Origin of the sequence: Myxococcus sp. MISCRS1, assembly GCF_026626605.1 — a bacterium.
GTDB classification, from domain to species: Bacteria; Myxococcota; Myxococcia; order Myxococcales; family Myxococcaceae; genus Myxococcus; species Myxococcus fulvus.
In genome coordinates this window covers 2,713,166-2,736,469 of record NZ_JAPNKB010000001.1, presented here as the reverse complement: position 1 = coordinate 2,736,469, position 23,304 = coordinate 2,713,166, and the positions used below count along the sequence as shown (strand labels likewise).

General features: G+C 69.0%; 25 protein-coding genes. 17 read left to right on the top strand and 8 right to left on the bottom strand.

Annotated elements, in window-relative coordinates; genetic code table 11:
- The first annotated feature begins 14 nt into the window (after nucleotides 1–14).
- The 3 genes from OWM54_RS10470 (at nucleotide 15) to OWM54_RS10460 (ending at nucleotide 2,443) form a co-directional block, all read left to right on the top strand.
- Entirely contained in the window at nucleotides 15–323 is a 309-nt protein-coding gene (locus OWM54_RS10470) for a PadR family transcriptional regulator (protein ID WP_267697392.1), read from the top strand.
- Nucleotides 320–1,483, top strand: a complete 1,164-nt coding sequence (locus tag OWM54_RS10465; protein WP_267697391.1) for a hypothetical protein — start codon at nucleotides 320–322, stop codon at nucleotides 1,481–1,483. The genes OWM54_RS10470 and OWM54_RS10465 overlap by 4 nt, the downstream gene beginning before the upstream one ends.
- A gap of 63 nt (nucleotides 1,484–1,546) precedes the next feature.
- On the top strand, nucleotides 1,547–2,443 hold the full coding sequence (locus OWM54_RS10460) for an alpha/beta hydrolase-fold protein (protein WP_267697390.1): 897 nt from the start codon (nucleotides 1,547–1,549) through the stop codon (nucleotides 2,441–2,443).
- A gap of 9 nt (nucleotides 2,444–2,452) precedes the next feature.
- Here OWM54_RS10460 and OWM54_RS10455 read toward each other — a convergent pair whose 3' ends face one another.
- Both OWM54_RS10455 and OWM54_RS10450 read right to left on the bottom strand, forming a co-directional pair.
- Complete coding sequence (locus tag OWM54_RS10455; RefSeq protein WP_267697389.1) at nucleotides 2,453–3,274, bottom strand: NAD(P)H-dependent oxidoreductase; 822 nt, start codon at nucleotides 3,272–3,274, stop codon at nucleotides 2,453–2,455.
- Entirely contained in the window at nucleotides 3,271–4,284 is a 1,014-nt protein-coding gene (locus OWM54_RS10450) for a zinc-dependent alcohol dehydrogenase family protein (protein ID WP_267697388.1), read from the bottom strand. The genes OWM54_RS10455 and OWM54_RS10450 overlap by 4 nt, the downstream gene beginning before the upstream one ends.
- Before the next feature lie 74 nt (nucleotides 4,285–4,358).
- Between OWM54_RS10450 and OWM54_RS10445 the strand changes: the two genes are divergently transcribed.
- Nucleotides 4,359–4,703 (top strand): winged helix-turn-helix transcriptional regulator, encoded by a 345-nt coding sequence (locus OWM54_RS10445; protein ID WP_046711907.1) that lies wholly within the window; start codon nucleotides 4,359–4,361, stop codon nucleotides 4,701–4,703.
- Between the two features lie 2 nt (nucleotides 4,704–4,705).
- On the opposite strand, the gene OWM54_RS10440 is transcribed toward OWM54_RS10445, so the two are convergent.
- On the bottom strand, nucleotides 4,706–5,086 hold the full coding sequence (locus tag OWM54_RS10440) for a winged helix-turn-helix transcriptional regulator (RefSeq protein WP_267697387.1): 381 nt from the start codon (nucleotides 5,084–5,086) through the stop codon (nucleotides 4,706–4,708).
- Between the two features lie 86 nt (nucleotides 5,087–5,172).
- Between OWM54_RS10440 and OWM54_RS10435 the strand changes: the two genes are divergently transcribed.
- Both OWM54_RS10435 and OWM54_RS10430 read left to right on the top strand, forming a co-directional pair.
- Nucleotides 5,173–5,577: a DoxX family protein gene (locus OWM54_RS10435; protein ID WP_267697386.1), complete on the top strand. Its 405-nt coding sequence runs from the start codon at nucleotides 5,173–5,175 to the stop codon at nucleotides 5,575–5,577.
- Nucleotides 5,495–6,037 (top strand): zinc-binding dehydrogenase, encoded by a 543-nt coding sequence (locus tag OWM54_RS10430; RefSeq protein ID WP_267697385.1) that lies wholly within the window; start codon nucleotides 5,495–5,497, stop codon nucleotides 6,035–6,037. Before OWM54_RS10435 ends, OWM54_RS10430 begins: the two co-directional genes overlap by 83 nt.
- Nucleotides 6,038–6,229: 192 nt before the next feature.
- Here the strand turns inward: OWM54_RS10430 and OWM54_RS10425 are convergent, their stop codons facing one another.
- Nucleotides 6,230–7,780 carry a pectate lyase gene (locus OWM54_RS10425; protein ID WP_267697384.1) on the bottom strand — a complete coding sequence of 517 codons (1,551 nt, stop codon included), beginning with the start codon at nucleotides 7,778–7,780 and terminating at the stop codon, nucleotides 6,230–6,232.
- Nucleotides 7,781–8,476: 696 nt separating this feature from the next.
- On the opposite strand from OWM54_RS10425, the gene OWM54_RS10420 reads away from it, so the two are divergent.
- Nucleotides 8,477–9,139, top strand: a complete 663-nt coding sequence (locus OWM54_RS10420; protein WP_141333244.1) for a hypothetical protein — start codon at nucleotides 8,477–8,479, stop codon at nucleotides 9,137–9,139.
- Between the two features lie 169 nt (nucleotides 9,140–9,308).
- Nucleotides 9,309–10,208 carry a nucleoside hydrolase gene (locus OWM54_RS10415; RefSeq protein WP_267697383.1) on the top strand — a complete coding sequence of 300 codons (900 nt, stop codon included), beginning with the start codon at nucleotides 9,309–9,311 and terminating at the stop codon, nucleotides 10,206–10,208.
- 78 nt (nucleotides 10,209–10,286) lie between these two features.
- Here OWM54_RS10415 and OWM54_RS10410 read toward each other — a convergent pair whose 3' ends face one another.
- Both OWM54_RS10410 and OWM54_RS10405 read right to left on the bottom strand, forming a co-directional pair.
- On the bottom strand, nucleotides 10,287–10,616 hold the full coding sequence (locus OWM54_RS10410; RefSeq protein WP_267697382.1) for a hypothetical protein: 330 nt from the start codon (nucleotides 10,614–10,616) through the stop codon (nucleotides 10,287–10,289).
- Between the two features lie 234 nt (nucleotides 10,617–10,850).
- A complete protein-coding gene (locus tag OWM54_RS10405) occupies nucleotides 10,851–11,825 on the bottom strand; it encodes a LysR family transcriptional regulator (protein ID WP_267697381.1) in 975 nt (324 codons plus the stop codon).
- A gap of 105 nt (nucleotides 11,826–11,930) precedes the next feature.
- Here OWM54_RS10405 and OWM54_RS10400 point away from each other — a divergent pair, with 105 nt between their 5' ends.
- A complete protein-coding gene (locus OWM54_RS10400; protein WP_267697380.1) occupies nucleotides 11,931–13,202 on the top strand; it encodes an MFS transporter in 1,272 nt (423 codons plus the stop codon).
- 21 nt (nucleotides 13,203–13,223) lie between these two features.
- On the opposite strand, the gene OWM54_RS10395 is transcribed toward OWM54_RS10400, so the two are convergent.
- Nucleotides 13,224–14,522, bottom strand: a complete 1,299-nt coding sequence (locus OWM54_RS10395) for a hypothetical protein (protein ID WP_267697379.1) — start codon at nucleotides 14,520–14,522, stop codon at nucleotides 13,224–13,226.
- An 82-nt stretch (nucleotides 14,523–14,604) separates the two neighbouring features.
- On the opposite strand from OWM54_RS10395, the gene OWM54_RS10390 reads away from it, so the two are divergent.
- The gene (locus OWM54_RS10390) at nucleotides 14,605–15,531 is read left to right on the top strand and encodes a zinc metalloprotease (RefSeq protein WP_267697378.1); all 927 of its coding nucleotides are present in this window, start codon (nucleotides 14,605–14,607) and stop codon (nucleotides 15,529–15,531) included.
- A 22-nt stretch (nucleotides 15,532–15,553) separates the two neighbouring features.
- Nucleotides 15,554–16,042 carry a PQQ-binding-like beta-propeller repeat protein gene (locus tag OWM54_RS10385; RefSeq protein WP_223750219.1) on the top strand — a complete coding sequence of 163 codons (489 nt, stop codon included), beginning with the start codon at nucleotides 15,554–15,556 and terminating at the stop codon, nucleotides 16,040–16,042.
- 22 nt (nucleotides 16,043–16,064) lie between these two features.
- On the opposite strand, the gene OWM54_RS10380 is transcribed toward OWM54_RS10385, so the two are convergent.
- Nucleotides 16,065–16,424 (bottom strand): DUF1428 domain-containing protein, encoded by a 360-nt coding sequence (locus OWM54_RS10380; protein WP_223750220.1) that lies wholly within the window; start codon nucleotides 16,422–16,424, stop codon nucleotides 16,065–16,067.
- A 336-nt stretch (nucleotides 16,425–16,760) separates the two neighbouring features.
- Between OWM54_RS10380 and OWM54_RS10375 the strand changes: the two genes are divergently transcribed.
- The 6 genes from OWM54_RS10375 (at nucleotide 16,761) to OWM54_RS10350 (ending at nucleotide 23,299) form a co-directional block, all read left to right on the top strand.
- Complete coding sequence (locus tag OWM54_RS10375; RefSeq protein ID WP_267697377.1) at nucleotides 16,761–18,524, top strand: flavin monoamine oxidase family protein; 1,764 nt, start codon at nucleotides 16,761–16,763, stop codon at nucleotides 18,522–18,524.
- 39 nt (nucleotides 18,525–18,563) lie between these two features.
- Nucleotides 18,564–19,742 carry an FAD-dependent oxidoreductase gene (locus tag OWM54_RS10370; protein WP_267697376.1) on the top strand — a complete coding sequence of 393 codons (1,179 nt, stop codon included), beginning with the start codon at nucleotides 18,564–18,566 and terminating at the stop codon, nucleotides 19,740–19,742.
- A 33-nt stretch (nucleotides 19,743–19,775) separates the two neighbouring features.
- Nucleotides 19,776–20,309, top strand: a complete 534-nt coding sequence (locus OWM54_RS10365; protein WP_223750223.1) for an AidA/PixA family protein — start codon at nucleotides 19,776–19,778, stop codon at nucleotides 20,307–20,309.
- 63 nt (nucleotides 20,310–20,372) lie between these two features.
- Nucleotides 20,373–20,906 carry an AidA/PixA family protein gene (locus tag OWM54_RS10360; protein ID WP_223750224.1) on the top strand — a complete coding sequence of 178 codons (534 nt, stop codon included), beginning with the start codon at nucleotides 20,373–20,375 and terminating at the stop codon, nucleotides 20,904–20,906.
- A gap of 31 nt (nucleotides 20,907–20,937) precedes the next feature.
- A complete protein-coding gene (locus tag OWM54_RS10355; RefSeq protein ID WP_267697375.1) occupies nucleotides 20,938–22,449 on the top strand; it encodes a peroxidase family protein in 1,512 nt (503 codons plus the stop codon).
- Between the two features lie 145 nt (nucleotides 22,450–22,594).
- A complete protein-coding gene (locus OWM54_RS10350; RefSeq protein WP_248544234.1) occupies nucleotides 22,595–23,299 on the top strand; it encodes an ABC transporter ATP-binding protein in 705 nt (234 codons plus the stop codon).
- Nucleotides 23,300–23,304: the final 5 nt, after the last annotated feature.

Here is a 23,304-nt window from a genome sequence, read left to right as displayed (position 1 = left end):
TAGATTTAAGGGGCATGCCCCGAACCCGCGCCCTGTCGAATCACGCCCGCGCCGTGCTCGCCGCGCTGTTGGAGGCCGGCGAGCGCTGGTCGCACGGGTATGAGCTGTGCCGTCTCGCGGACGTGAAGTCGGGCACGCTCTATCCGCTGCTGATTCGCCTTGAGGCCCAGGGGTACCTGGAGGCCGAGTGGCAGCAGCCGGCGGAGGGCGGACGGCCTCCGAGGCACGCCTATCGGCTGACCCGGAGTGGGGTCCAGCTCGCGCGCGACAATCCGCCGGAAGGCAAGGTGGCTCGCCGTGGCCTCCGCGAGGCGACGTCATGAGCATCCGGTTCCAGCGACGCGTGGCGGAGCTGCTGTGCCGGGCCCTGCGGTTCCTGCTGCCGCCGCACCAGCGCGACTGGGCGTGGGCCATCCAGGCGGAGCTCGCGGAGATTCCCGATGACACCCAGGCGCTGAGGTTCGCGCTGGAGAGCTTCCGCGGGCTGGCGCCGCGAGCCCTCGGCCTGCTCCTGCTGCAACCCTTCCTCTCCTTGATGAGCGCGGAGGTGCGTGCGTCGCGCGCGGACGGTGGCTTCGGCGTGGCGCGCGGTCCGGGGCCCGTTGGCGTGCTCTGCGCGGTCGGCGCGGTCACCCTGGGGCTCGTCTACATGACGCTCGCGGGGGCGCCTGTCCGCTACCTCGGCAGCAACGTGGGCGCGCTCGTCATCGGGTGGGTCCTGCTGTCCCTCCTCCGCCGCATCCCGGAGTCGGTCGAGCGCGGGGCCGGAGCGCTGATTCTCTGTCTCTCGGCACTGTTGCTCGCGACCTCGCTCCTCGGCCTCCGGGTCGAGGGGGCCTGTCGCTGGGTCGGGCTCGGCGGTGTGGTCGTCCAGCCGAGCCTCGTGCTCCTGCCGCTCATGCTCGTCGGCTACTCCCGGACGCGCACTCCGCTCGGGACGATGGGAATCGTCGTCGCCGCGCTGGCCATGGCGCTCCAGCCGGACCGCGCGATGGCGGCGATGATGGCCACGGCGATGGTGGCCGTCACGGCGACGCGCGCGTCCCGGCTGACGTGCCTGGCCTTCGCGGCCAGCCTCCTGGCGTTCGTGGTGACGCTGCTGCGCCCCGATACGCTCCCCGCCACCCCCTTCGTCGACCAGGTCCTCCATTCCTCCTTCGCGGCCCATGCCCTCGCCGGGGGCGCTGTCGTGGCTGGCCTGGCCCTGTTGCTCGTCCCAGCGCTGCGCCTCAGGGCGTGTGAGCCGCACCTCCGCCCGGCCTGCCTCACCTTCGGGGCCGCCTGGCTCGCGGCGATGCTCGCCGCCGCGCTCGGCAACCATCCGACTCCGGTCGTGGGCTACGGCGGCAGCGCGATCCTCGGTTACCTCCTGAGCCTCTGGCTCCTGCCCGGGCCCCTGAGGCAGGGGGACATCTCGACGAGCGGCTCGCCCGGGGAGCCGCCGACGCCGCGCGACCTCCACTCGAAGGTCGCGCTGGCCTAGCCGGGCTCGGCGGGGCCGCACGCGTCGGTCGTCACGGCACCTCTCCCATCGGATACCTCAACCATGCCCATGCCTCGCCCTGGACGGCGGGTTCGATACCTGCTGCCCGTCGTCTTGCTCTCCATCGTGTCCTGGTTCGCGTGGACGGAACTCACGCGCAGCCGCGGCGACCAGAAGGCCTCGTTCCCGCCCGCGAGTCAGGTGTGCGATTCGGAAGGTCCACTTCGTTACTGCATCAACACCGCCGCGGCGGGCACCAATGGTGACGTCGTCTACCATCACCACGGACGCAAGCTCGATGAGACGCTCTGGAACGACGACACCTACTTCACCGGCATGCTGCAGGCGCGCTGGCACGCCGCGGGAGTCCTGCCGCCCACCGTCGTCACCGTCTCCTACGGTCCGACGTGGCTGCTGACGCCGAAGGGAAAGCAGGAGGACAGCGGGCTGCTCGAGGACTTCATGTCACGGCTGCCCGCGCTCGAAGCCAAGGTGGGTCGCCCCCGGCGGCGGATGCTGCTGGGAGAGTCGATGGGCGGCCTCAATGTCCTCGTCGCGGGCCTCTCGCATCCGACGTGGTTCGCGAAGGTCGCGGCGCTCTGCCCGGGCGTCTATCTCGACTCGCCGTTCTCCTCCCTCGGAACCCTCCGGGCCTCGATGGAGCGCACCGGGGCCAACCCGAAGATCGTCTTCGGCGTCTGGCTGCTGGCGCGCAGGTACGTGGCCGACGAAGCCGAGTGGCGCCGCGTCTCGCCCCTGGAGTTGATCTCCCAGGCGGGGCCCGGCACGCCGGAGCTCTATCTCTCCTGCGGTCTCTACGATGCCTACGGCAACTACGAAGGCACCGAGCGCCTGGCCCAGCTCGCCCGCCAGCGCGGCGTCAAGACCGAGTGGCATCCGCTCTATGGTGGCCACTGCGCATCGGACGTGTCGTCGCTGGCCGACTTCCTCGTGAACTGACCGGGCGGTTCATCCGGACGTCGTCGAATTGAGTCGGTGCTGCTCCGGCTCACCCGGCTGGAGCAGGTGGATGCGCGTGCCCCCCGCGCCGAGCCCGAGGCCCGGCTTCAACACCTGCTGGGTGTCGTAGTGCCCGCCGTTCTGCCTGCGGAACGGAATGGGCGCGTCCGTGAACAATCCGTCCAGCCGAGCCTTGTAGGCCTCCTCCACGGACGGCCATTCCTCGGGCGTGAGCCGGTCCGACATGTAGAGGCTGAACGGCGGGAGCGCCTCCATCCCGGGGTAGTAGATGACGCCGTGCTGGATGGGGAAGAGCAGGTCGTCGAGCGCGCCATTCACACCGCGCTCCGTGTAGTGCGGTGCCCGTCCGCCAATCGTGACGGAGAGCATGGCGCGGCGTCCGGTGAGGGTGCCCTCGCCGTAGCGGTCTCCCCAGCGCTCGCCGCCGTGCACGCCCACGCCATAGGCGAAGCCGTAGGCGAAGACCCGGTCGACCCAGCCCTTCAGGATGGCCGGCATCGAGAACCACCACAGCGGGAACTGGAAGATGACGGCCTGGGCCCAGAGCAGCTTCTGCTGCTCGGCCACCACGTCCGTGCGCTGCGTGCCGCCCGCGAAGGCGGCCTTCGAGGCCCGGGCATAGGCCAGCCGCTCTCCCTCGGGGTGCGCCAGGAAGTCGCCCGCGTCGGCGGTGGCCTTCCAGTTCATCGCGTACAGGTCCGAGACCCGCACCGTGTGCCCGAGCCCGGTGAGGTGGCTCACCGCCAGGTTCTTCAGCGCGCCGTTGAGCGAGCGGGGCTCGGGGTGCGCGTAGACGATGAGGACGTTCATGGGAGGCTCACCACGACCTTGCCCAGGTGCTGTGCGCTGGCCAGGTGCTCCCAGGCGGCGCGGGCCTCCTCGAAGGGGAACACGCGGTCGATGACGGGCTTGATGCGGTTGTGCTCCAGGGCCGCGACGAAGCGCTCGAACATGGAGACCGAGCCCACGTAGACGCCGTGCACCGTCTGCCGCCGCTGGAACACCGCGCCCAGGTTGACCTCGCCCCGGGCTCCGGTGAGCACGCCGAGCATGCTCATGGAGCCGCCGTAGCGCAGCGCCGCGGAGGACTGGTCGAAGGTGGCCTGTCCGCCCACGTCGACCACCAGGTCCACGCCCCGGCCGCCGGTGAGCGCCTTGGCCCGCTCGCCCCACTTCGCGTCGGCGCGGTAGTCGATGACCTCCTCCGCGCCCAGCTCGCGCAGCCGCACCGCCTTGTCCGCGCTGCTCGACGTCATCAGCACCCGCGCGCCCGCGGCCTTCGCCAACTGCAGCGCGAACACGGACACGCCGCCCGAGCCCTGGAGCAGCACCGTCTCACCCGGCCGGAGCGAGGTGACCTCGAACAGCGCCTGCCACGCGGTGAGCCCGGCGCAGGGGAGGGTGGCCGCCTCCTCGAACGAGTATCCCCTCGGGACGCGCACCCAGGCGTGCTCGGGGAGCACCACCTCCTCGCGCAGCATGCCGTCGGTGAGCGAGCCGCCGAGCGCGCTGGCGTGGTGCGCGTCGCTCAGCTCTCCGTCCACCCAGTGGGGGAAGAAGTTGGCCATCACCGGGTCGCCCACCTTCCAGCGGGTGACGGCCGAGCCCACCTCCAGCACCTCGCCAGCGCCGTCGGAGACGGGCACGCGAGGGGAGGAGAGGTTCTTCTCCGCCCCCCGGGTGATGAGCAGGTCGCGGTAGTTGAGCGACACCGCCCTGACGCGGACCTTCACCTCGTGCGAGCCCACGCTCTGCGACGGGCGCTCGGCCCGCGTGAGTGCATCGAACCCCGGCCTCGGCTGCAGTTCCCATGTCTTCATGGTGCAGACGTACGTTTCGGGTTATTTCTCCGCAAGTACGCACAAGTTTGGCCAGTACGCACAAAAAGGGAACCATGGCTCGCAAGCGCGACGATGACTCGAAGACGAACTGCGCGGTGGAGGCCGCCCTCGGCGTCATCGGTGGGCGCTGGAAGGGCGTGGTGCTGTACTGGTTGTTGAAGGGGACGCATCGCTTCGGAGAGCTGCGCAAGCGGCTGCCGAACTGCAGCCAGCGCATGCTCACGCTCCAACTGCGCGAGCTGGAGGAGGACGGGCTCGTCAAGCGCACCGTCTACCCGGAGGTGCCGCCCCGCGTGGAGTACGAGCTCACCCCGTTCGGCCGCTCGCTGGAGCCGGTGCTCCTGGGCCTGCGCGATTGGGGAGACCGGTACAAGCGCCGCTTGCAGCGCGCGGCGTGAGGTCAGGGCGTCGCGCGCTCGAAGCTCTCGCGGGCGCGCTCGATTTCCGGCCGGTTCTGGTGGGCCCAGATGGCCAGGGTGCTGACGGGCTCAATCAGGGTGCGTCCCAGCGCCGTCAGCACGTAGTCCACGCTGGGGGGCTTGGTGGGGTGGACGGTGCGCTTGACCATGCCGTCGCGCTCCAGCCCGCGCAGGGTGTGGGTCAGCACCCGTTGGGAGATGCCCTCGATGGCGCGCTTGAGGTCGCTGAAGCGCACGGGGCTCTCGGAGAGGTTGACGATGACCATCACGCTCCACTTGTCGCCGATGAGGCTGAGGATTTCGCGCATCGCGACGCAGTCCTCGTAGCTCATGGTCATCTTTCCGTTACCTGGTGACTTCAAGGTGCCTCCTTGGCCGACACCGGACGGTATGCGACAGAGGCCGGGTCCGGCGCGTGGAAGTCATCCGCGGCGCCAGGAGGAAGGCCATGACGACTCAGGCTGTCGGCGGCGGGAAGCCGTCCAGGGCGCTCTCGGTGGGGCTGTGGAGCGTCCAGGTGTTGCTGTCCCTGCTGTTCGTGGGCACGGGGCTCTGGAAGCTCTTCACGCCCGTCTCCCAGCTCGCCGCGATGATTCCCTGGGCGGGACAGGTGCCGGGAGCGTTCCTCTCCCTGACGGCGGTGGTGGACCTGTTGGGCGGGCTCGGTGTCGTGCTGCCCTCGCTCACGGGCATCCGTCCGAGGCTGACGGCCTGGGCCGCGCTGGGCTGCGCGGCGCTCCAGGTCAGCGCCATCGTCTTCCACGTCTCACGTGGCGAGGCGGCGGGCACGCCCTTCAACGTCCTGCTCGTCGCGCTCTCGCTCTTCGTCTTCTGGGGCCGCCGCTCCGCGTGAGCCCGGGCGTCGAGCGAGGTGCCTGGACCGGCGCGAGCCGAAGCTGGCCGAGCGTCTGGCCGCCGCCTGCCCGCGCGGCATCGACGTCTACTTCGAGAACGTGGGCGGTGAGGTGTTCGAGGCGGTGGTGCCGCTGCTCAACCACCACGCGCGCGTGCCGTTGTGCGGGACCATCGCGAGCTACAACGAGGACGCGCCGCCACCCGGTCCGAACCTGCTGCCGAAGGTGATGTCCGTCTTCCAGACGAAGCGTGTCCGCGCGCAGGGCTTCATCATCCTGGACCACTACGGCGCGCGCTACGACGCCTTCCGCCGGGACATGGACGCGTGGGTGGCCGAGGGCCGCGTGAAGCTGCTCGAGGACACCGTGGACGGGTTGGAGAACGCACCGGGGGCGTTCATCGGGATGCTCCAGGGGAAGAACGTCGGCAAGCTCGTGGTGCGTGTCAGCGAGGGATGAGCTTGACGGGGAAGACGTAGCGGCTGTCCTCGGGGACCCGAGCGCCCCGGTCCCGCGGTTCGCCGACGATGCGGGTCCATTCGTCGGCCTGGTGCCTGCCTCCGAACGACGACGTCCCATGAAGATTCCAGGACTGGAAAGATTCCGGGCAGGGCCCGGAATCCGGGCCCGCCGAGTGGTATCAGGGATGCATCAGTAATTCCACGCCGTGCAGTCGGTCGTGGTGCGCGTGACGAACTCGGCGAGGGTGCGCAGGTTCCGGACGAAGGTGCTCGTGTCGAGGTAGTCGCCGGGGGTGGCGCCGCTGCGAGGTCCCCCCGGGCTGTAGGTCGTGATCCACTTCTCGTTGTTGACGGCGGCGTCGACGGCCTGCGCCGTGTCGTAGCGCAGCTGCTGGCACGTGCGCTTCATCACGGTGGTGTCGGTCGCCAGCCGGGTGTACTCGGCGCGGAGGGCGGCGAGCTGCGAGGGGACCTCCCAGGCGTAGTTCTGGTAGGTGGGCGCCGCCGAGGAGAAGCGGACCGGATAGCCACCGGCCTTCACGGTGTAGAAGCCGATGTTCGACGGGGCCGTGTCATCGAGCTCGATGTAGCGGTGGATGAGCGTGTCGTTGGCGAAGTCGACCGTCTCCAGGTAGGCGAGGGCGGTGGCGACGGCATCGCGGTTCGCGGGGACGCTGGGGTCGAGCTGGTAGAGGCGGAGCAGGGCCCACATGACGTCCTGGCTCTCCTGGCCGGCGATGGCGGGGGCCTCCCAGCTGCGCGCCCAGCGGGGCTGCATCTGGCCGTCGTACTGCTGTGCCCACGCGGGCTGGGGCTGGGGCATCTGCGCCCGGCGCAGGAAGTCGCCGAAGGCGGCGCGCATGGACTGATACGTCGCGGCCCGGGCCGGGTAGACCTCTTGGGCCCAGTACAGCATCTCGACGAAGGCGGTCGCGAGGTTGTCGTTCAGCGTCGGGTCATCCCAGTACTCGGTGGTGTACGCATTCGCGTGGCACTGGGCCAGGCCGCAGGCGGTCCCGATGGACGGAGGGTAGCTCGCCACCAGCGCGGGCCGGGCGGCGACGGGGGCGGAGAACCCCTGGGGGAAGCCGCCGTGGGTGGGGTACTGCGAGGTCTCCATCCGCGCGCGGGCGTACGCCGAGGCGCTGGAGATGTCCGCGTTGGCGAACCCGAGCAGCTGGTCCACGCGCATCATCGCGATGAGGGCGTTCTGGGTGACCTGGTCGTCATAGGCCGTGGTGGAGCAGCCGCCGCAGCCACAGCTCGCCGTGGTGTTGAGGTAGCAGGCCCGCAGCGTCGGCGTCGGCTTGAAGTCGGCGTAGAGGCGCCAGCCTCCTGACTTCACCTGTCCGTGACGCAGCGCCATCGCCGTGTCCAGCGCGTAGGTCTTGAGCGCGGGGGTGGCGGGGTCGGCGAGGGCGGCCTCGACGAAGGCGATGGCGACGTCGGACGTGCCGGGGGACTGAATCATGATCTGCTCTTCGTCGAGCTGGATGTCCCCCCAGCGCTCGCTCAGGTTGCTGGCGTTGTGGTGCCACGCGTAGCCGCCGTGCCGCGCGACGTTGTCGTGGAAGTACTTCGCCGCGTTGCGCATGCGCCCGAGCGCCTTCGCGCGCAGCGGCGTCACGGCAGCCTGGGGCGCCTCGCCCGTCTGGGGTTCACCGTCCGGTGGGCCCTCCGTCGGAGCGCAGGCGAACAGCGAGAGGAGCGGCAGGAGCAGGAGGCTGGCGTGGTTTCTCATGGGGCGTGCTTACAGCCTCTGACAGGGGACGGGGTAGTGGCTGGGGGCGGCCGCACCCGAGGATGAGGAAGCGGGCATGGACCTCGACCCTGTGGTCATCGCGGGCTCGACGCGCTTGTGAGGATTTGCGCCGGCGCGGTAATCGCAATCATGGAGCTGGGTCTGGCGTGACGCTCCCTGTTGGGGTGGATGTTTGCATTTGGGGTAAAAAGAGGGTGTGCCAGAGGGCGCCCCGTGAGGAGTCATTGATAGACGACTGGGTGAGTGGTTTGCGGCGCTCGACGACAATTCTTGGTTTGCCCATTCAATGGCCAGGCGCAAGAAGGGCGCTTCGTCTGGTCAGGGGCGCCTTCGACCTCGGGCTAGGGGAATGATGACTTCGGCGGGGTGTGTGGGACGGCGTCGAGCATCTCGCTGAGGCTTCTGTCCTCGGGGTCATACACCATCGTCGCGGGTTGCTATGGCAGCACGAGCTGTAGCGGAGTGGTTTCGTTCAGATACTGAGCCTGGGATGTGAGCAGCGGCCGGGAGGCGCTCTTGGGTGTTGGCGCCTCCTGGTGCCGGGATTCCAGTCACAATCGATTGCTAAAGACACACGCTCATGAGTCGTGCCCTGTTGCGTCATCGAGACAGGGCGCACCGGGCGTCCGCACCGACCCGGGGTCTTTCCCGTGGGAAGAAGATAGAGTTCCGCCCATGGACAGGGTCGCCCTCTTCTTCTGGCTGTGGGTGCTGTTCCTCGCGGTCAACGTGATGTGGGCGTTGGCGCAGGCGGTGGTGGCGAGCGCCCTCGGGGCTCGGCCCCTCGTGGTTCGCATCGGCTATGGGCCCCAGTTGGTGGCGTGGCGCATGGCGGGCATCGGCTGGAGCCTGCATCCCATCACCCTGGGCAGCTCCGCGTCGTTCGTGCCAGAAGCCGAGGAAGGCTCCACGGAGCCGCTCAAGAGCCGGCTGCTCAAGCTGCCACCCCCGCTGCACGCACTGGCCCTGGCGGTGCCCTGGTACGTGCAGATTGGCGTCGCCATGGCGTGCCTGGGGCCCGCGGAGGGCTTCCATCAATTCACCGAGGGCTTCCCCGCCGTGTTCAACCTCTCCGCGCTGCCGGGCCGCGTGGAGCGCTTCGTCGGCCTGCTCCGTGAAGGAGAGCTGGTCCGGGCCTGGGGCATCATGAGCGCGCGGATGGCGTCCCTGAACCTGCTCCCCATCCCCTCCCTGGCGGGCGGCTACCTGATGCTCCTGCCCTGGCGTGATAGATCGCCGACGCCGAAGTGGGTCCGGCCGATCGCCGCCGTCCTGCTCGCCCTCTCGCTCCTCTGGGCCGTGTGGGTCGCGTCCCTCTTCGTCAGGGCCATCCTCTAGACGCCTGTCGCCAGAAGCCAGGTCCTGCTCGCCGCGAATCCGCCCCGGGCCGTTCAGGACCTCGCCCAGCAGCGCGTCAGGCGCGACGCACGGGTGAGCCCCTCATCCGTCGTCCCCGCCGCGCGTCACCGACGTGCTTCGACGAGGACGTCACGCCCCGGAGTCACTCATGGCCTTTGACATCCTCTTCGACATGGAGACGAGCGACCCCGACGACGCGCTCACCCTCTGCCTGTTGGCCACGCACCCCGCCGTCACCCTGCGGGCGGTGACCGTGACGCCGGGGACGCTCGCCCAGGTGGGAATGGTGAGGCACCTGCTCGCGCGGGCTGGCCGGGGAGACGTGCCCGTGGGCGCGCGCAATCCGGAATCACAGAAGGAGAGTCTCTCCGCCTTCCACACGAAGTGGCTGGGACCGCTGGCTCCCGCCGCGCCGGATGGCCTGGCGCACGAGGTGCTGGCTCGCACGCTCAGGCGGTATCCCCAGGCGACGCTGTTGACGGGCGCACCGCTCCAGAACCTGCGGCTGCTCCTGGAGCACCACCCGGACGTCCACCTGCACCGGTGGGCGGCGCAGGGCGGCTTCGCGGGCGACAACGTGGTCCCTCCGGAGCACCGGCTGCCCAAGTTCGCGGGCCTGCGCACCTGCCCGACCTTCAACTTCAACGGAGACCCCAAGGGCGCGCTGCTGGCCCTGTCCTCGGACCGGGTGGGTCGCCGAGAGCTGGTGTCCAAGAACGTCACCCATGGCGTGGCCTACGACGGCGCCTTCCACGAGCGCATGAAGCCCCACGCCTCCGCGACGCCCGGGCTGGCGCTCATCTTCGAAGCCATGGAGCGCTACCTGGCGCAGCGGCCCGAAGGCAAGCTCCTGCACGACCCCCTCGCCGCGTGCGCGGCCATCGACCCCGGAATCGTCACCTGGGCACAGGTGGAGGTGGTGCGCGAGCGCGGGGAGTGGGGCTCCGAGCTGGCACACGGCACCCGGACCTTCATCTCGGTGGCCATGGACCCGGAGCGCTTCTTCCGGACCTTCGTGGGACTCGACCAGCCGCCCGCTCCCCGCTGAAGCCCCGTGCCATTCGTTGTCACCTTCGGACCTCTCGGCCACGGCCGAGAGGTCCCATGCGTCTGCCGCGGTGAAGGCTCAGCAGTGCTTCCTGATGAGCGCCTGACAATGCTTGATGGCCTGGGCGATGGTGCAGCCGGTGGCCGTGCAATGCGGCCGCCCCGTATCCGGGTGCCGGCAATAGTTGAGCACCACCCAGCAGGCGAGACTGTCCTCGTCCACACTCACGTTGGCGGCATCGACATCCGGCGCTTCCTCACCGGACTCGGCCGACCGCTGCTCGATGACCAGCTCGCGGCCATCCTCCGTGGTCATCACCTGTCCGGTCTCCGGCAGGTTCGCCTCCTCGGTGCCACAGCCGACGAGCGACAGTGTTGCCAGGAACATTCCCAGGAGCAGCTTCTTCATGGTCATGCCTTTCTTTGGACGTGAGACGCCAGCGGGCGCCGCCAGACTCTCGGATAAATCCAGCACTCCATGTCTAAGGCACGAAATAGATGAACACAAACGCGTCGGCCCGAACGGCGGGCATCAGACAATCGGGCTGTGGCATTCTGGTGAGATGTGCCGGGGAACTCGGGCGGGGCCCCGCTGTCTGCGGGGGCTACCTGCGGGGAGGCGATGTCTGTGTTTCGCGAGGTCTCACTGCTTGCGCGTGGCCACGGCGAGCGCGGTGGGAATCAGCTCGCGCATCAGGGCCACGAACTTGCGCAGCCTCGCGGGATGGAACCGCGCGGCGGGATAGAGCAGGTACATGGGCAGGGCGGAGGCCTGCCACTCCGGCACCAGGTGGACGAGCCGGCCCTTCACGATGTCCTCGTGCAGCACCCACGCGGATGCCACGCAGATGCCGAGCCCCTTCAGCGCCGCGCTCCGGAGCGCATAGAGACTGTCGGTGCTCACGCGCGGCTGGAAGACGATGGGCTGGGCCTCCCCGGTGGCCACGTGGGTCAGCGACAGCTCGTTGCGATAGAAGGTGCGCAGCGACAGCCAGGGCAGTCGCGCCAGCTCGTCGGGGTGGGTGGGCCGGGAGCGCCCCGTCAGCACCGAGGGCGCGGCGGCGACGATGCGCGGCACCTCCGCCACGCGGATGGCCACCACGCTGGGGTCCTTCACCTCGCCGACGTGAATCGCGCAGTCGATGCCGTCCGCGATGAAGTCCACCGCGCGGTCGTGCAGCAGCCACTCGACGCTGACGCGCGGGTGCCGGTGCAGGTACTCCGTCAGCGGCTCCACCAGGAGCTGCTGGCCGAAGGCGTGGGGGACGACGACGCGCAGCGTGCCCTCCGGCTCGTCGCTCGCGCCGCGCAGGTCGGCCTCGAACATCTCCCAGTTGGCGAGCAGCTCCTTCGCCCGCTCGTAGCAGCGCGCGCCGTCCTCGGTGAGCTTCATCGCGTGGGTTGAGCGCTGCAGCAGCCGCAGGCCGAGCGAGCGCTCCAGCGCCTGGAGGCGACGGCTCACCGTTGGCTGCGTGGTGCCGAGCTGCGCGGCGGCCGAGGACAGGCTCCCGGCGTCGACGATGCGCAGGAAGGTCTGCATCAGCTCGAGCCGGTCGGCGGTGGTGGGCGGCGGCTTCGGGAGGGCACGCGGCCGAGCGGACTTGGGGGGACGGGGCATGGCGTTATACGTGGAGCGTATATCCGCTGTGCGGACCCCGCTACTACCGTGGACCGCCGCTCTGGGACACCTTCACCTCGACTCGCAGCAACCCAGGTGAACGTCATGTCCTTCATTCGCGCTGTACATGAACCCGCCGGAAGAGGCGCGCTGCCCTCGGACGAGGCCCGCGCGCCTCGGCTCGCCCTGGTGGGCCCCGGAGACTCGGGCTCGATGTCGAGGGGGCTGCGCCTGCTTTTGGCGGCGAGCGCCGGGTTCTCGGTGGCCTCGCTCTACTACAGCCAGCCGATGCTGGGGGTGATGGGCTCCTCCATCGGCGCCTCGGACACGGTGGTGGGACTCTTGCCCACGCTCACCCAGCTGGGCTACGCGCTGGGCATCCTGCTGCTGACGCCGCTGGGGGACCGCTTCGACCGGCGCCGCATCATCCTCATCAAGGTCGGCCTGCTCGCGGTGGCGCTGCTGCTCAGCGGCCTGGCGCCCGCCATCGGTCCGCTGCTGGTGGTGAGCTTCGTGGTGGGGCTCACGGCGACGGTGGCGCAGGACATCGTGCCCGCCGCGGCCACCCTGGCTCCCGAGAAGGAGCGCGGAGGTGTCGTCGGGACGGTGATGACGGGCCTGCTGCTCGGCATCCTGCTCTCGCGCGTCGTCAGCGGCGTGGTGGCCGAGCAGCTCGGCTGGCGCGCCATGTACCTGATGGCCGCGGGCAGCGTGGTGGTGATTGGCGCGGTGGTGTGGCGCGGGCTGCCGGCCTTCCGTCCGACGAGCACGCTGTCCTACGGCGCGCTGCTCGGCTCGCTCGTGGGCCTGTGGCGCAAGCACGGGGCGCTGCGCCGGGCCGCGCTGGCCCAGGGGCTGCTCTCGGTGGGCTTCAGCGCGTTCTGGTCCACGCTCGCGGTGATGCTGCATGGCGCGCCGTTCCACCTGGGCAGCGCGGCGGCGGGCGCCTTCGGCCTGGCGGGCGCGGCGGGGGCCCTGGGCGCGCCCATCGCCGGGCGCGTGTCGGACCGCTTCGGGCCCGAGCTCGTCACGCGGCTGGGCGCGGGGCTGACGGCGGTGGCGTTCGCCGCGATGTTCGCCTCACCGTGGTTCCAGCCGGATGCGCGGCTGTGGTTGTTCGGCGCCAGCGCGATTGGCTTCGACCTGGGCGTGCAGATGACGCTGGTGGCGCATCAGACGATGGTGTTCGGCATCGACCCCGCCGCGCGCAGCCGGCTCAACGCGGTGCTGTTCGTCTGCGTGTTCATCGGCATGTCGCTGGGCGCGGTGAGCGGCAGCCTCGTGCTGGCCGGGTGGGGCTGGGGCGCGGTGACGTTGCTTGCGACCGTGTCCGCGCTGGCGGCCCTGGTGGTGCGCCTGTGGCCGGCGGCTCGCTGAGTCCCAGAAAGGCGCCCTCGGCTACCAGGTGCCGAGGGTGCCAATCACGTTGCCCGTCTTCGCGTCGAAGACATCCAGCCACATCCAGTGGGGCACGTAGAGCCGGTCCCCCTGCTTGCGAAAGCTGGTGACGAGCGAGCCGTCCTTGGAGCGGGGGATGGGCACGTCCCAGACGACGGCCCCCGTCCTCACGTCCCGGCGGACCAGGTGCATGCCGCCGGCCCTCAGCCGGTAGGCCACGAAGAGGGCGTCCTCGGAGATATCGAGGGCCTCCGGCGTGGTCTCCAAGACCTGCTCGATGTCCATGTCGGCGATGGCGCCGTGCCACAGGGGCTCCTTCGCGCCCTTCTCGAACACCGCCGCCATGGGGACGCGCGTCCCCGGGTTCCGGGCGCCCAGCACCACGTCGAGCCCATGCGCCGTGTAGCGATATTGCCCTCGGAAGCCCGGGATGGGCGGGGCCTTGAGGGCGAGCGAGCACGGCAGATGGGTCTTCCGGTGGATGGCGGGGGAGCAGTCGTAGCGGCCGCGCTCGGGGGGCTGACAGTTGGGCGGAGTCTGGGAGGCGGGGCGCGCGGTCGCCGTCGTCGTGTCGAGCAGGATGTTCTGCTGGTCCATCACCGAGACCCACACGGAGGAGGTGTCCCCCTGGGGGATGCAGAGCTTGTCGGGCTTGTCTGACAGTGCCACGCGCCCCACCACCTTGCCAGTGGCCAGCTCCAGCAGGCTCACCGCCATGGCCTCCCGTCGCACCAGGCGATTTCCCTGCCGGATGTAGCGCTCGCGGGAGGCGAGGTCCGTGGGGGCCGCGCCTTCGATGGGCACCTCCCAGAGGGGCTCGAGCGTCTTCCCGTCGAAGGCGGCCGTGGAATAGCGGTCGAACGACGTGCCGCGACGAATGGTCCCGATGATGTCGTCCGTGCCGTCCCCGTTGACGTCCGTCACCGTGGGGGTGTTGTCCATGTCCCACGCGAACCTCGGCTTCGGGGGCGGCGCGGGCGGCACCTGCGCGGTGGGGGGCGGTGGGGGTGGCTCGGCGCGCGCGGGCGGGGGCGTGTAGGAGTCGCTCGAGGACGCCATGGCGAAGAAGCCCGCCGCGGAGCCCAGCAGCATGACGGCAATCCCCGCGCCCAGGACGAGCGGCAACCTGTTGGGCCCCGTTGCTGACGGAGCTTGATAGAGCGGACGCGGAGCCTGCTCTCCCCGCGTATCGATGGACGCGTTGCAGTAGTGACAGGTGTACAACACCTGCTCGGCGACCAGGGTGAACGGCGCGTTGCACCGAGGGCAGCGTGGCGATGTGGGACGAGCGCGAGCCATTCCTTCTTCCTACCATTCCACCCCCCATGCGCCCACCCCGGCCACCTGGAAGGCGTCAGCGTGGCTCGGTAGCGTGAGGCCCATGCTCCCAGCCCATGCCCTCGTGTCCTCCGTCCTGGCGCTGTTCTCCTCGGATGTCTTCTCGCCGCACGCGGACCGCTGTGTCGCGCCCGAGCCTGCGGCCGCGCTGCGCGTGGCCAGCTTCACGCCCTCGGATTGCTCCCTGGCGCAGACCGTGCCCGGGCCGTTGTGGCAGCCCACCACGGTGCGGCGCATCCCGGTGGTGGTGCACCTCATCTCGGATGCGGCGTGCGCGAACGGCAACATCTCGGACGCGCTGGTGCACAGTCAAATCACGGTCCTCAATGAGGACTTCCGCGCGCTGACAGGGACGCCGGGGGCCGCGGGCGTGGACAGCAAGCTGGAGTTCTTCCTCGCCACCGAGGACCCCGCGGGCAACCCGACGACGGGCATCCAGCGCTATTGCAACACGACCTGGTACCAGGACCAGGGCAGCTACTGGAACACCATTGCGTGGGACCCGACGCGCTACCTGAACCTCTACACGAACAGCGCGGGCGGCTCGCGCGGGTATGTGCCCTTCCTCCCCGCGGACCCCTCGGGCGCGGTGGGCCAGCCGCAGGACCGGGTGGTCATCAACTGGCTGGCCTTCGGCCGCGTGGGGCCCGTGGTGCCGTATCACCAGGGGAGGACCGTCACGCACGAGGTGGGCCACTACCTGGGCCTGTTCCACACGTACTACGAGGGCTGTGGCATCGCCACGGCGCCGGCTTGCTACACCACGGGCGACCGCATCTGTGACACGGCGCCCAACGTCACGTCCCACAAGGGCTGCCCCGTGGGGCTCACCAGCTGTGGGGGCGCGCCCGTCCCGGTGCAGAACTACATGGAGCTGACGGATGACGCGTGCATGACGGGCTTCACCGCGGAGCAGGTGCAGCGCATGCGGTGCACCCTGGCCTCGTACCGCTCCACGCTGGCGCAATAGGGTTGTGGTATCCCGGCGTGGCATGAACGACACCTCGCCAGCACCCGGCTCCCTGCTCATCACGGCCTTCAACGGACTCGTCGCGGCGTATGAGCGCGCCAGCGGCGACACGGTGTGGACCTTCGCCGTGCCCGGCAAGTCGGTGCCGGGCGTGCGGCCCCGGCCGACGTACGCGGAGCTGCGCGAGGGGCGCGTGTTCGTGTTCTCCGGCGGGGCCGAGGGGACGTTCACGAAGAGGGTCTTCCTGGAGGTCCACGCGCTCGACGCCGGGAGCGGGCGCCTGCTCTGGGCCCAGCGCGTGGACTCCGAGCAGTCGTCGACGTTCGCCGGCGGAACGATGCTCGTCGAGCAGGGGCAGGTCATCGTCTCGCACCGGGAGACCCTGACGGCGTTCGACGCGGACTCCGGCGAGCCCCAGTGGAGCCGCGTCAGCGAGCATGGCGGCGGCGGGCTGCATTCGCCCCTGCTGCAGCTGGTCGTCGAGGGCGCGCGGGGGCGGCTCTTGACCTGAGCCCCCGGCGCTTTCGACCTGGCTACTTCTTCAGCTCGACCACCGGCGCGAAGCCGCCGTAGATCATCCGCGCGCCGTCGAACGGCATCGGGTTCTTCTCCGGGCTCATGTCGGGGTCTTCCATCATCTTCGCCATGCCGGCGTCGCGCGTGGCCTTGTCGGGCCACTCGACCCAGGAGAAGACCACCGTCTCGTCATCCTTGGCCTGCACGGCCCGGCGGAAGTCGGTGAGCTTGCCGCTCGGCACGTCGTCCCCCCAACACTCGAGCACGCGCAGGGCCCCGTACTTCATGAAGACGGGGTCGCCCTTGCGGGCGTGGTCGATGAACTTCTCCTTGTTCGCGGTCGGCACGGCGATGACGAAACCATCGATGTAGGACATGGGAGCTCCTCCAGGTGCGAGAGGGTGCCGAAAAGGCGCCTTCAAATCGGCGACGAATATCCGCTGGGAAGATCGACACGGACCCCCAATCACGTCCAGCCCGGAATTTTCCTCGTCAGGGGCTCTCCGGGCGTTGACGTGTCCGCGCCGTCCATGACGTGTCAGCGCCCTGCGTCGTCCGCCCGAGGCGGCTGAAGCCTGACACGTCAATGCCTGCCCCCGCCGCGCCGCAAGTCCTTGAAGGCAGACGAAAGGCAGTCGTGAAATTGGTGGTGCAGGGATTGCACTGGAATTCCCTGAAATAGGGCGCGGTGCCCCATCCCCTGAGAGGCAGACATGTCGCGAGTGAATCCACCCCCGATGGACCCGGGAATGGACGACGGGCTCCAGCTCGACGTCGCCATCATCGGTGCGGGCGTCTCCGGGCTCTACACGGGTTGGCGGCTGCTCGTCGGCGACCTCGCGGAGGGCGGCACGCGCCCATCCTCGGTGCACGTCTTCGAATTGAGCGAGCGATTGGGCGGCCGCATCGAGTCGGTCTTCCTGCCCGGCGTCTCCCTGGCGGCGGAGATTGGCGGCATGCGCTATCTGCAATCGCATGTCATCGTCAACTCGCTCATCTCGGAGGTCTTCTCCCAGGAGCTGACGCCCCAGGACTTCCCCCTGGGCGACGACAAGAACCACTACCGCTACCTGCGCGGCCAGCGCTTCAAGGCCGACGAGTGGGCGAACGCCCAGGCGGACCGCCGCACGTTCAAGACGCGCTACTTCCTGCCCGACGACGTGGTGGGCTTCGACTCGGACCAGCTCTTCAACAAGGTCATCTACGACGTCCTCACGGCCGACCCCTGGTTCCAGGAGCGCTACGCGAGCCAGGTGAAGTTCACCCCTCCCTACGACTACACCTTCGAGCTCACCGCCCGGGACTGGGACGACATCAAACCCAACCTGACCTACCGCAAGCCGGGGCCCTACCAGGGCAAGAAGGTCAATGATCTGGGCTTCTGGAACCTCCTCAAGGACCAGGTGGGCCAGGAGGCCTACGAGTTCCTGGCCGTGGCCGGCGGCTACTACTCCAACACCATCAACTGGAACGCCGCGGAGGCCTTTCCGTACCTCGTGGGCGACTTCTCCCTGGCGAGCGTGGAATACCAGACGCTGAACGGCGGCTATGACCAGCTGGGCAACACGCTCGCCCAGCGCTTCGTCGCCCAGGACCCGAGCGGCAAGCGCGCCCACCTCTGGGGACAGAACGGCCTGACGGCGCTCACCGCCGCGCCGGAGGGCAGCCCGTACCGGTATGTCCTCACCCTGAACAACGTCCAGAGCGGCAAGTCGTGGACGGTGTATGCCAATGCCGTGGTGCTCGCGATGCCCCGCCGCGCGCTGGAGCTGATTGGCGCGGACCGGTTCTTCACCAGGCCCCAGGTGAGCGCGCAGGTGCGCAAGAACCTGGACGCCGTCATCTCCGAGCCGTCCTTCAAGCTGCTGATGGGCTTCGAGTCCCCCTGGTGGAACCAGGAGTTCCAGGCCGTGGCGGGCGAGTCGATCACCGACCTGCCCATGCGGCAGTGCTACTACTTCGGCACCGACCCTGTGAACAGCCACTCCATCCTGCTCGCCAGCTACAACGACATGCGGACCACGCCCTTCTGGTCCGCGCTGATGGACTCGCCCCACCAGCGGCTCGAGCGCTTCAAGCCCCGGCCCACGGCCCTGGCCTCACGCGAGGCGCTGGCCCAGGTGGAGGACCTGCAGGCCCCGGCGGTGATGGTGGCGGAGGCCGTGAGCCAGCTCCAGGAGCTGCACGGGCCCGCGAACCCCGTCCCCCAGCCGTACGTCTCCTACTTCCGCAACTGGACGGAGGACCCCTATGGCGGCGGCTACCACGCGTGGCGCGCCGGGGTGAGCGTGCGGGACGTGATGCGCTTCATGCGCCGGCCGGACCCGGACGAGCACCTCCACATCTGCGGCGAGGCCTACTCGGACCAGCAGGGCTGGGTGGAGGGCGCCTTCTGCGAGGCGGAGAAGATGCTCCAGGCGCACTTCGGGCTCGCGTGGCCCGCCTGGTTGGACAGCCAGTACTACCTCGGCTGGTAACGACAGACACCCTCCTTCGAAACGAAAGCAGACGAAGACATGGACTCCTATGACGTGGTCGTCGTGGGCGCGGGCGCCATCGGTCTGTCCGCGGCCTGGTGGTGCTCGAAGGCCGGCAAGAAGGTCCTGCTGTTGGACCAGTTCGACTTCGACAACGACTTCTTCTCCTCGAAGGGCGAGTCGCGCTTCTTCCGGGTGATGTACTCGGACCCGCACCTGTCCCTGCTCGCGCAGTCCGCCTATCCGCTCTGGCGGGAGCTGGAGTCGGACAGCGGCCTGAACGGCATCCTCAACGACACCTCGCTCCTGTTCTTCGGCCCGCCCAGCGGCGTGGACACGCCCGAAGGGGACTTGAAGGACTCCGAGGCCGTCCTGGAGGAGCAGGGCCTGCCCTTCCAGCGCCTCACCGCGGCGGACTTCCCGGAGCGCTTCCCCGTGCTCCAGGGCCTGAGCGACGACGTGGTGGGCCTGGTGCAGCCCCAGGCGGGCGTCATCGCGGCGGACCGGGCGCTCCGCGCGCTCGCCGACCAGTGCCGCAAGCGGGGCGTGGACATGATTCCGCGCCGGACGGTCAGCCGCATCCAGGACGCGCCCGGCCAGGTCACCGTCACCACCGCGCAGGGGACGTACACCGGCAAGAAGCTCATCCTGGTGCCGTCCGCGTGGACCAACGGCGTGCTCGACAGTCTGAACATCCAGCTCGCGCTCGAAATCTGGAGCATGACGTATGCCTATTTCGAGGTGTCCCCGTCCCAGTACACGTATCCGCTCTGGTTCTACTTCGGCGCGCCGAAGTTCCCCGGGGACGACACGACGACGTACTACGGGCTGCCGCCGCTGTTGACGCCCGGCCGCATCAAGGTGGGCACCGACTTCACCTTCCTGAAGTCCCCGCTGCCGCCCACCTCGCCGCCCCAGGCGGACCCGCGCATGGTGGACCTGCTCAACACCTTCATGCGCGAGCATTTCCGGGGGCTGCAGTCCCTGGCGGTGGACCCGGTGGGCTGTCTTTACACGATGACGCCCGACCTGAACTTCGTGCTGGATGTCCTCCCCGGGCACCCGGACGTGCTGCTGTTCACCGGTGACACGGGGCAGGCATTCAAGTTCGCGCCGCTGCTCGGCCGAATCCTGTCGGAGCTCGCGCTCACGGGCGTCACCCGCACCAACATCCAGCCCTTCTCCATCCAGCGGCCCGGAATCCTCCGGCCCCGCTGAGCACTCCACCCCGAAAGCACCCCAGAGGTCGTCATGGCAGATACCGAGAACACCGCCAATGTCTTGATTGTCGTGGACGCGGAGAACCTCTACCTGGACTACCAGGGGAAGTTCAGCACAGACTCCAACCACCCCGTGGACCTGGGGGAGCCCACCCCGTACGTCTACATGTTCATCCGCTACGACGAGATGCTGTCGGGTCAGGCCACGGATGACCTGAACATCGTCGTCAACACCAACAACAACATCCGGTGGCGAATCACCTCGCTGACGGGCAACACGCGCTTCAGCGTCGCGCTCAACGGGTGTGACATCCTCCGGGGAGAGGGCTGCATCACGCCGCCCTTCCTCATCGAGCCCACGGTGACGGTGCCCCTGCCGTCGGTGCACGGCACCCAGGTCACGGTGGACTCGAAGCAGACGTACAAGGATGCCTACTTCCAGGCGACGGCGGTGAACCCGACGACGACGCCCGTGGTCTACACCTTCACGTTCGCCCTGGCGAACAACGACGGGAACATCCTGAGCTACTTCTCCTGGGACCCGAAGATCACCATCACCGCCTGACGCGCGGCGCGCGGGTGGATGTCTGGATTTGTCTCGACTCGAACTGGAAGGAACAGGTGCGTCATGGCGCAGGATGATGGCTTCATCGATGTTCTCACGGTGGTGGATGTGGACAAGGTGCTGAAGGTGCATGGCCCCAATGGCTCCGCGGACGAGCCGGGGGTGCCCATCTCGGACTGTGTGTACATGCTGGTGCGCAAGGACGACGCGGTGGGCATGGAGGCGATTCCCGAGCTGACCGTCGCCGCGAAGACCAGCGACACGCTGCGCTGGCGGATGGCGTCGCTGACGCTCAACACCCAGTACTCGGCGGTGCTCTACAAGATGCGCGTCTCCGGCAATGCCCAGTGCATCTCTCCGCCCCAGCCCCTGGTGTCCCATATCAAGGTGCCGGTCCCCGAGGTCGCGGGGGGACAGGTGGATGGCTACAACACCCAGCCCTACGTGGACTTCTATTTCCAGTCCACCGCGCTGCAGCCCACCGCGTCGCTGACGGACCAGAAGGTGACCTACCAGCTCTACGTCCAGGTGACGGACAACCAGGGCAACAAGGTGGGGACGTACTCGTGGGACCCGTACATCACCATCACCACCTGAGCCACGCCGCTCGACACACAGGAGATTCGTCATGAGTGACAAGATTCCCCCGCGCGTCACGGCCGCGCTCCCGGGCAGCGGCTGTCCGTTCCACCGGGGCACCGGGGCGGCCATGTTGTCCAAGGCGCCGTCCGGCAACCTGGTGCGCCCCCACGGCGTCGTGGGCCCGGCTGTCTCCAGCAAGTCCGCGCAGTCCCTCACCGGCGACAACGGCCCCGTCGTCTCCGACTTCTTCCGCATGTTCCCGGACCTGCGTCCCTCCGTCTTCAACGTGGAGGACCTCCGCGCCCTCACGCTGCCGGGCGGGCCCATGGACGATGACCGGCTGGGCCCGAGCGTGCCGCAGGACAACCCCACCATCCCCGCGGGCTACACGTTCCTGGGCCAGTTCCTGGACCATGACCTGACGTTCGACGTGTTCTCGGACATCAACAGCCGGGGCACCCAGCCCAACCAGACGCGCGACGCCATCACCCCGACGCTGGACCTGGGCAACATCTACGGCCGGGGACCGGTGCAGGACGCCTTCCTGTTCGACGCGAAGGACGGCGCCACGCTGCTGTTCGGGCGGCAGGACAACCCGGACGGGGACGTGCTGCGCAACGTCCAGGGCACGGCCATCATCGGAGACCCGCGCAACGACGACAACATGTTCGTCAATCAGCTGCACCTGGCCTTCATCAAGTTCCACAACCAGGTGGTCAAGGACCTGTCGGGCTCGTTCTCCGGAGGCGCGCTCTTCGCCGAGGCCTCCCAGCGGGTGCGCTGGCACTACCAATGGATTGTCTACCATGACTTCGTGCGCCGCTTCGTCGGCGACGAGCTCTACGGCAAGCTGGTGAACCAGGGGCCGCAGTACTTCCCACCCAACCTCCAGCAGATTCCCATCGAGTTCTCCGCCGCCGCCTACCGCATGGGGCACGCGACGATTCGGGAGACGTACACCGTCAACTCGAGCTACTCGAACGTGCAAATCTTCGACCTGCACCAGCCCGGGACGTTCCTCAGTCCGGAGAAGCGCGTGGACTGGAGGAACTTCTTCAACCTGGGCTCCGGCGTCACCCCGCAGGGCGCCAAGCTGTTCGACACGTACCTGGCCTCGGAGCTGTTGAACCTGCCGGAGGCCCTCATCCCCGGCTTCGACCATCCGCAATACCAGGGCAAGCCGGACCCGCTGTACCTGTCGCTCGCGGGGCGCAACCTGCTGCGCCAGAACGAGTTCACCCTGCCGGCCGGCCAGACGGTCGCCGAGGCGCTGGGGACGACCCGCTACGCCAACTCGCAGCTCGGCCTGCCGCAGGGGTGGGGGAGCACGGTGGCGCCGCTCTGGTACTACATCCTCAAGGAGGCGAACCTCGCCAACCAGGGCCGCTTCCTCGGGCCGGTGGGCGGACGCATCGTCGGGGAGACGTTCTTCAGCGTCCTGCTCAACGACCCCACGTCCTTCCTCCAGAACAAGGGCTGGAAGCCCACCTACGGCTCGGGCGGGGACTTCACCATCGCGGACCTGCTGCGCATCGCGGACGCGTACCAGAAGTCCTGAGCCGCGCACGTCCAGGAGGGGCCGCAGGGGAGATCGTGTCCGTCCCCTGCGGCCCGGAGTGCCCCCGGAGTCACACGGGACGTGTATCGATTTGTAGATGCAATCAAGTTGCGATATTGCGGGTGACTCCGTTATGGGAGTCTCCATGCTTGAAGCGAGGAACCTGTCCAAGCGCTACGGCGCGCACCCGGCGCTCGAGGGGCTGGACCTGTCCATCCAGGCGGGTGAGGTGTTCTGCCTGCTGGGTGCGAACGGCGCGGGCAAGACGACGACGCTGAACCTCTTCCTGGGCTTCATCGAGCCCACGGGAGGGGAGGCGCGAGTCGCGGGGCTGGAGGTGCGTCACCACGAGGCCCAGGTGCGCGGGCTGCTCGCCTACGTGCCGGAGCTGGTGATGCTCTACCCCCGGCTGACGGGGCGGGAGAACCTGGCCTACTTCAACACGCTGGCGGGACGGCCGGCGCTGTCCACGCTGGAGTCCACGGACTGGCTCGCCCGCGCGGGGCTGCAGCCGGGGGCGATGGACGTGCCCGTGGGGCGCTACTCGAAGGGCATGCGGCAGAAGGTGGGCATCGCCATCGCGCTGGCCAAGGGGGCGAAGGCGTTGCTCCTGGACGAGCCGACGTCGGGCCTGGACCCGCTGGCCTCCAACGAGCTGTCGGAGCTGCTGCTGCGCCTGAGCGGCGAGGGGATGGCGGTGCTGATGGCGACGCATGACCTGTTCCGGGCGAAGGAGTCCGGCACGCGCGTGGGCATCATGAAGTCGGGCCGGCTGGTGGAGACGCGCGCCACGCGGGAGCTGGGGCACGCGGAGCTGGAGCAGCTCTACCTGACGCACATGCGGGGCTGAGGACG

What these genes read in the sequence shown, in the direction of transcription:
- OWM54_RS10435 (WP_267697386.1), top strand. Translation starts at nt 5,173, where the DNA reads ATGACGACTCAGGCTGTCGGCGGCGGGAAGCCGTCCAGGGCGCTCTCG.
- OWM54_RS10360 (WP_223750224.1), top strand. Translation starts at nt 20,373, where the DNA reads ATGGCGCAGGATGATGGCTTCATCGATGTTCTCACGGTGGTGGATGTG.
- OWM54_RS10405 (WP_267697381.1), bottom strand. Translation starts at nt 11,825, where the DNA reads ATGCCCCGTCCCCCCAAGTCCGCTCGGCCGCGTGCCCTCCCGAAGCCG.
- OWM54_RS10445 (WP_046711907.1), top strand. Translation starts at nt 4,359, where the DNA reads ATGGCTCGCAAGCGCGACGATGACTCGAAGACGAACTGCGCGGTGGAG.
- OWM54_RS10385 (WP_223750219.1), top strand. Translation starts at nt 15,554, where the DNA reads ATGAACGACACCTCGCCAGCACCCGGCTCCCTGCTCATCACGGCCTTC.
- OWM54_RS10370 (WP_267697376.1), top strand. Translation starts at nt 18,564, where the DNA reads ATGGACTCCTATGACGTGGTCGTCGTGGGCGCGGGCGCCATCGGTCTG.
- OWM54_RS10470 (WP_267697392.1), top strand. Translation starts at nt 15, where the DNA reads ATGCCCCGAACCCGCGCCCTGTCGAATCACGCCCGCGCCGTGCTCGCC.
- OWM54_RS10355 (WP_267697375.1), top strand. Translation starts at nt 20,938, where the DNA reads ATGAGTGACAAGATTCCCCCGCGCGTCACGGCCGCGCTCCCGGGCAGC.
- OWM54_RS10350 (WP_248544234.1), top strand. Translation starts at nt 22,595, where the DNA reads ATGCTTGAAGCGAGGAACCTGTCCAAGCGCTACGGCGCGCACCCGGCG.
- OWM54_RS10390 (WP_267697378.1), top strand. Translation starts at nt 14,605, where the DNA reads ATGCTCCCAGCCCATGCCCTCGTGTCCTCCGTCCTGGCGCTGTTCTCC.
- OWM54_RS10465 (WP_267697391.1), top strand. Translation starts at nt 320, where the DNA reads ATGAGCATCCGGTTCCAGCGACGCGTGGCGGAGCTGCTGTGCCGGGCC.
- OWM54_RS10450 (WP_267697388.1), bottom strand. Translation starts at nt 4,284, where the DNA reads ATGAAGACATGGGAACTGCAGCCGAGGCCGGGGTTCGATGCACTCACG.
- OWM54_RS10420 (WP_141333244.1), top strand. Translation starts at nt 8,477, where the DNA reads ATGGACAGGGTCGCCCTCTTCTTCTGGCTGTGGGTGCTGTTCCTCGCG.
- OWM54_RS10380 (WP_223750220.1), bottom strand. Translation starts at nt 16,424, where the DNA reads ATGTCCTACATCGATGGTTTCGTCATCGCCGTGCCGACCGCGAACAAG.
- OWM54_RS10455 (WP_267697389.1), bottom strand. Translation starts at nt 3,274, where the DNA reads ATGAACGTCCTCATCGTCTACGCGCACCCCGAGCCCCGCTCGCTCAAC.
- OWM54_RS10395 (WP_267697379.1), bottom strand. Translation starts at nt 14,522, where the DNA reads ATGGCTCGCGCTCGTCCCACATCGCCACGCTGCCCTCGGTGCAACGCG.
- OWM54_RS10365 (WP_223750223.1), top strand. Translation starts at nt 19,776, where the DNA reads ATGGCAGATACCGAGAACACCGCCAATGTCTTGATTGTCGTGGACGCG.
- OWM54_RS10460 (WP_267697390.1), top strand. Translation starts at nt 1,547, where the DNA reads ATGCCCATGCCTCGCCCTGGACGGCGGGTTCGATACCTGCTGCCCGTC.
- OWM54_RS10410 (WP_267697382.1), bottom strand. Translation starts at nt 10,616, where the DNA reads ATGAAGAAGCTGCTCCTGGGAATGTTCCTGGCAACACTGTCGCTCGTC.
- OWM54_RS10425 (WP_267697384.1), bottom strand. Translation starts at nt 7,780, where the DNA reads ATGAGAAACCACGCCAGCCTCCTGCTCCTGCCGCTCCTCTCGCTGTTC.
- OWM54_RS10375 (WP_267697377.1), top strand. Translation starts at nt 16,761, where the DNA reads ATGTCGCGAGTGAATCCACCCCCGATGGACCCGGGAATGGACGACGGG.
- OWM54_RS10415 (WP_267697383.1), top strand. Translation starts at nt 9,309, where the DNA reads ATGGCCTTTGACATCCTCTTCGACATGGAGACGAGCGACCCCGACGAC.
- OWM54_RS10400 (WP_267697380.1), top strand. Translation starts at nt 11,931, where the DNA reads ATGTCCTTCATTCGCGCTGTACATGAACCCGCCGGAAGAGGCGCGCTG.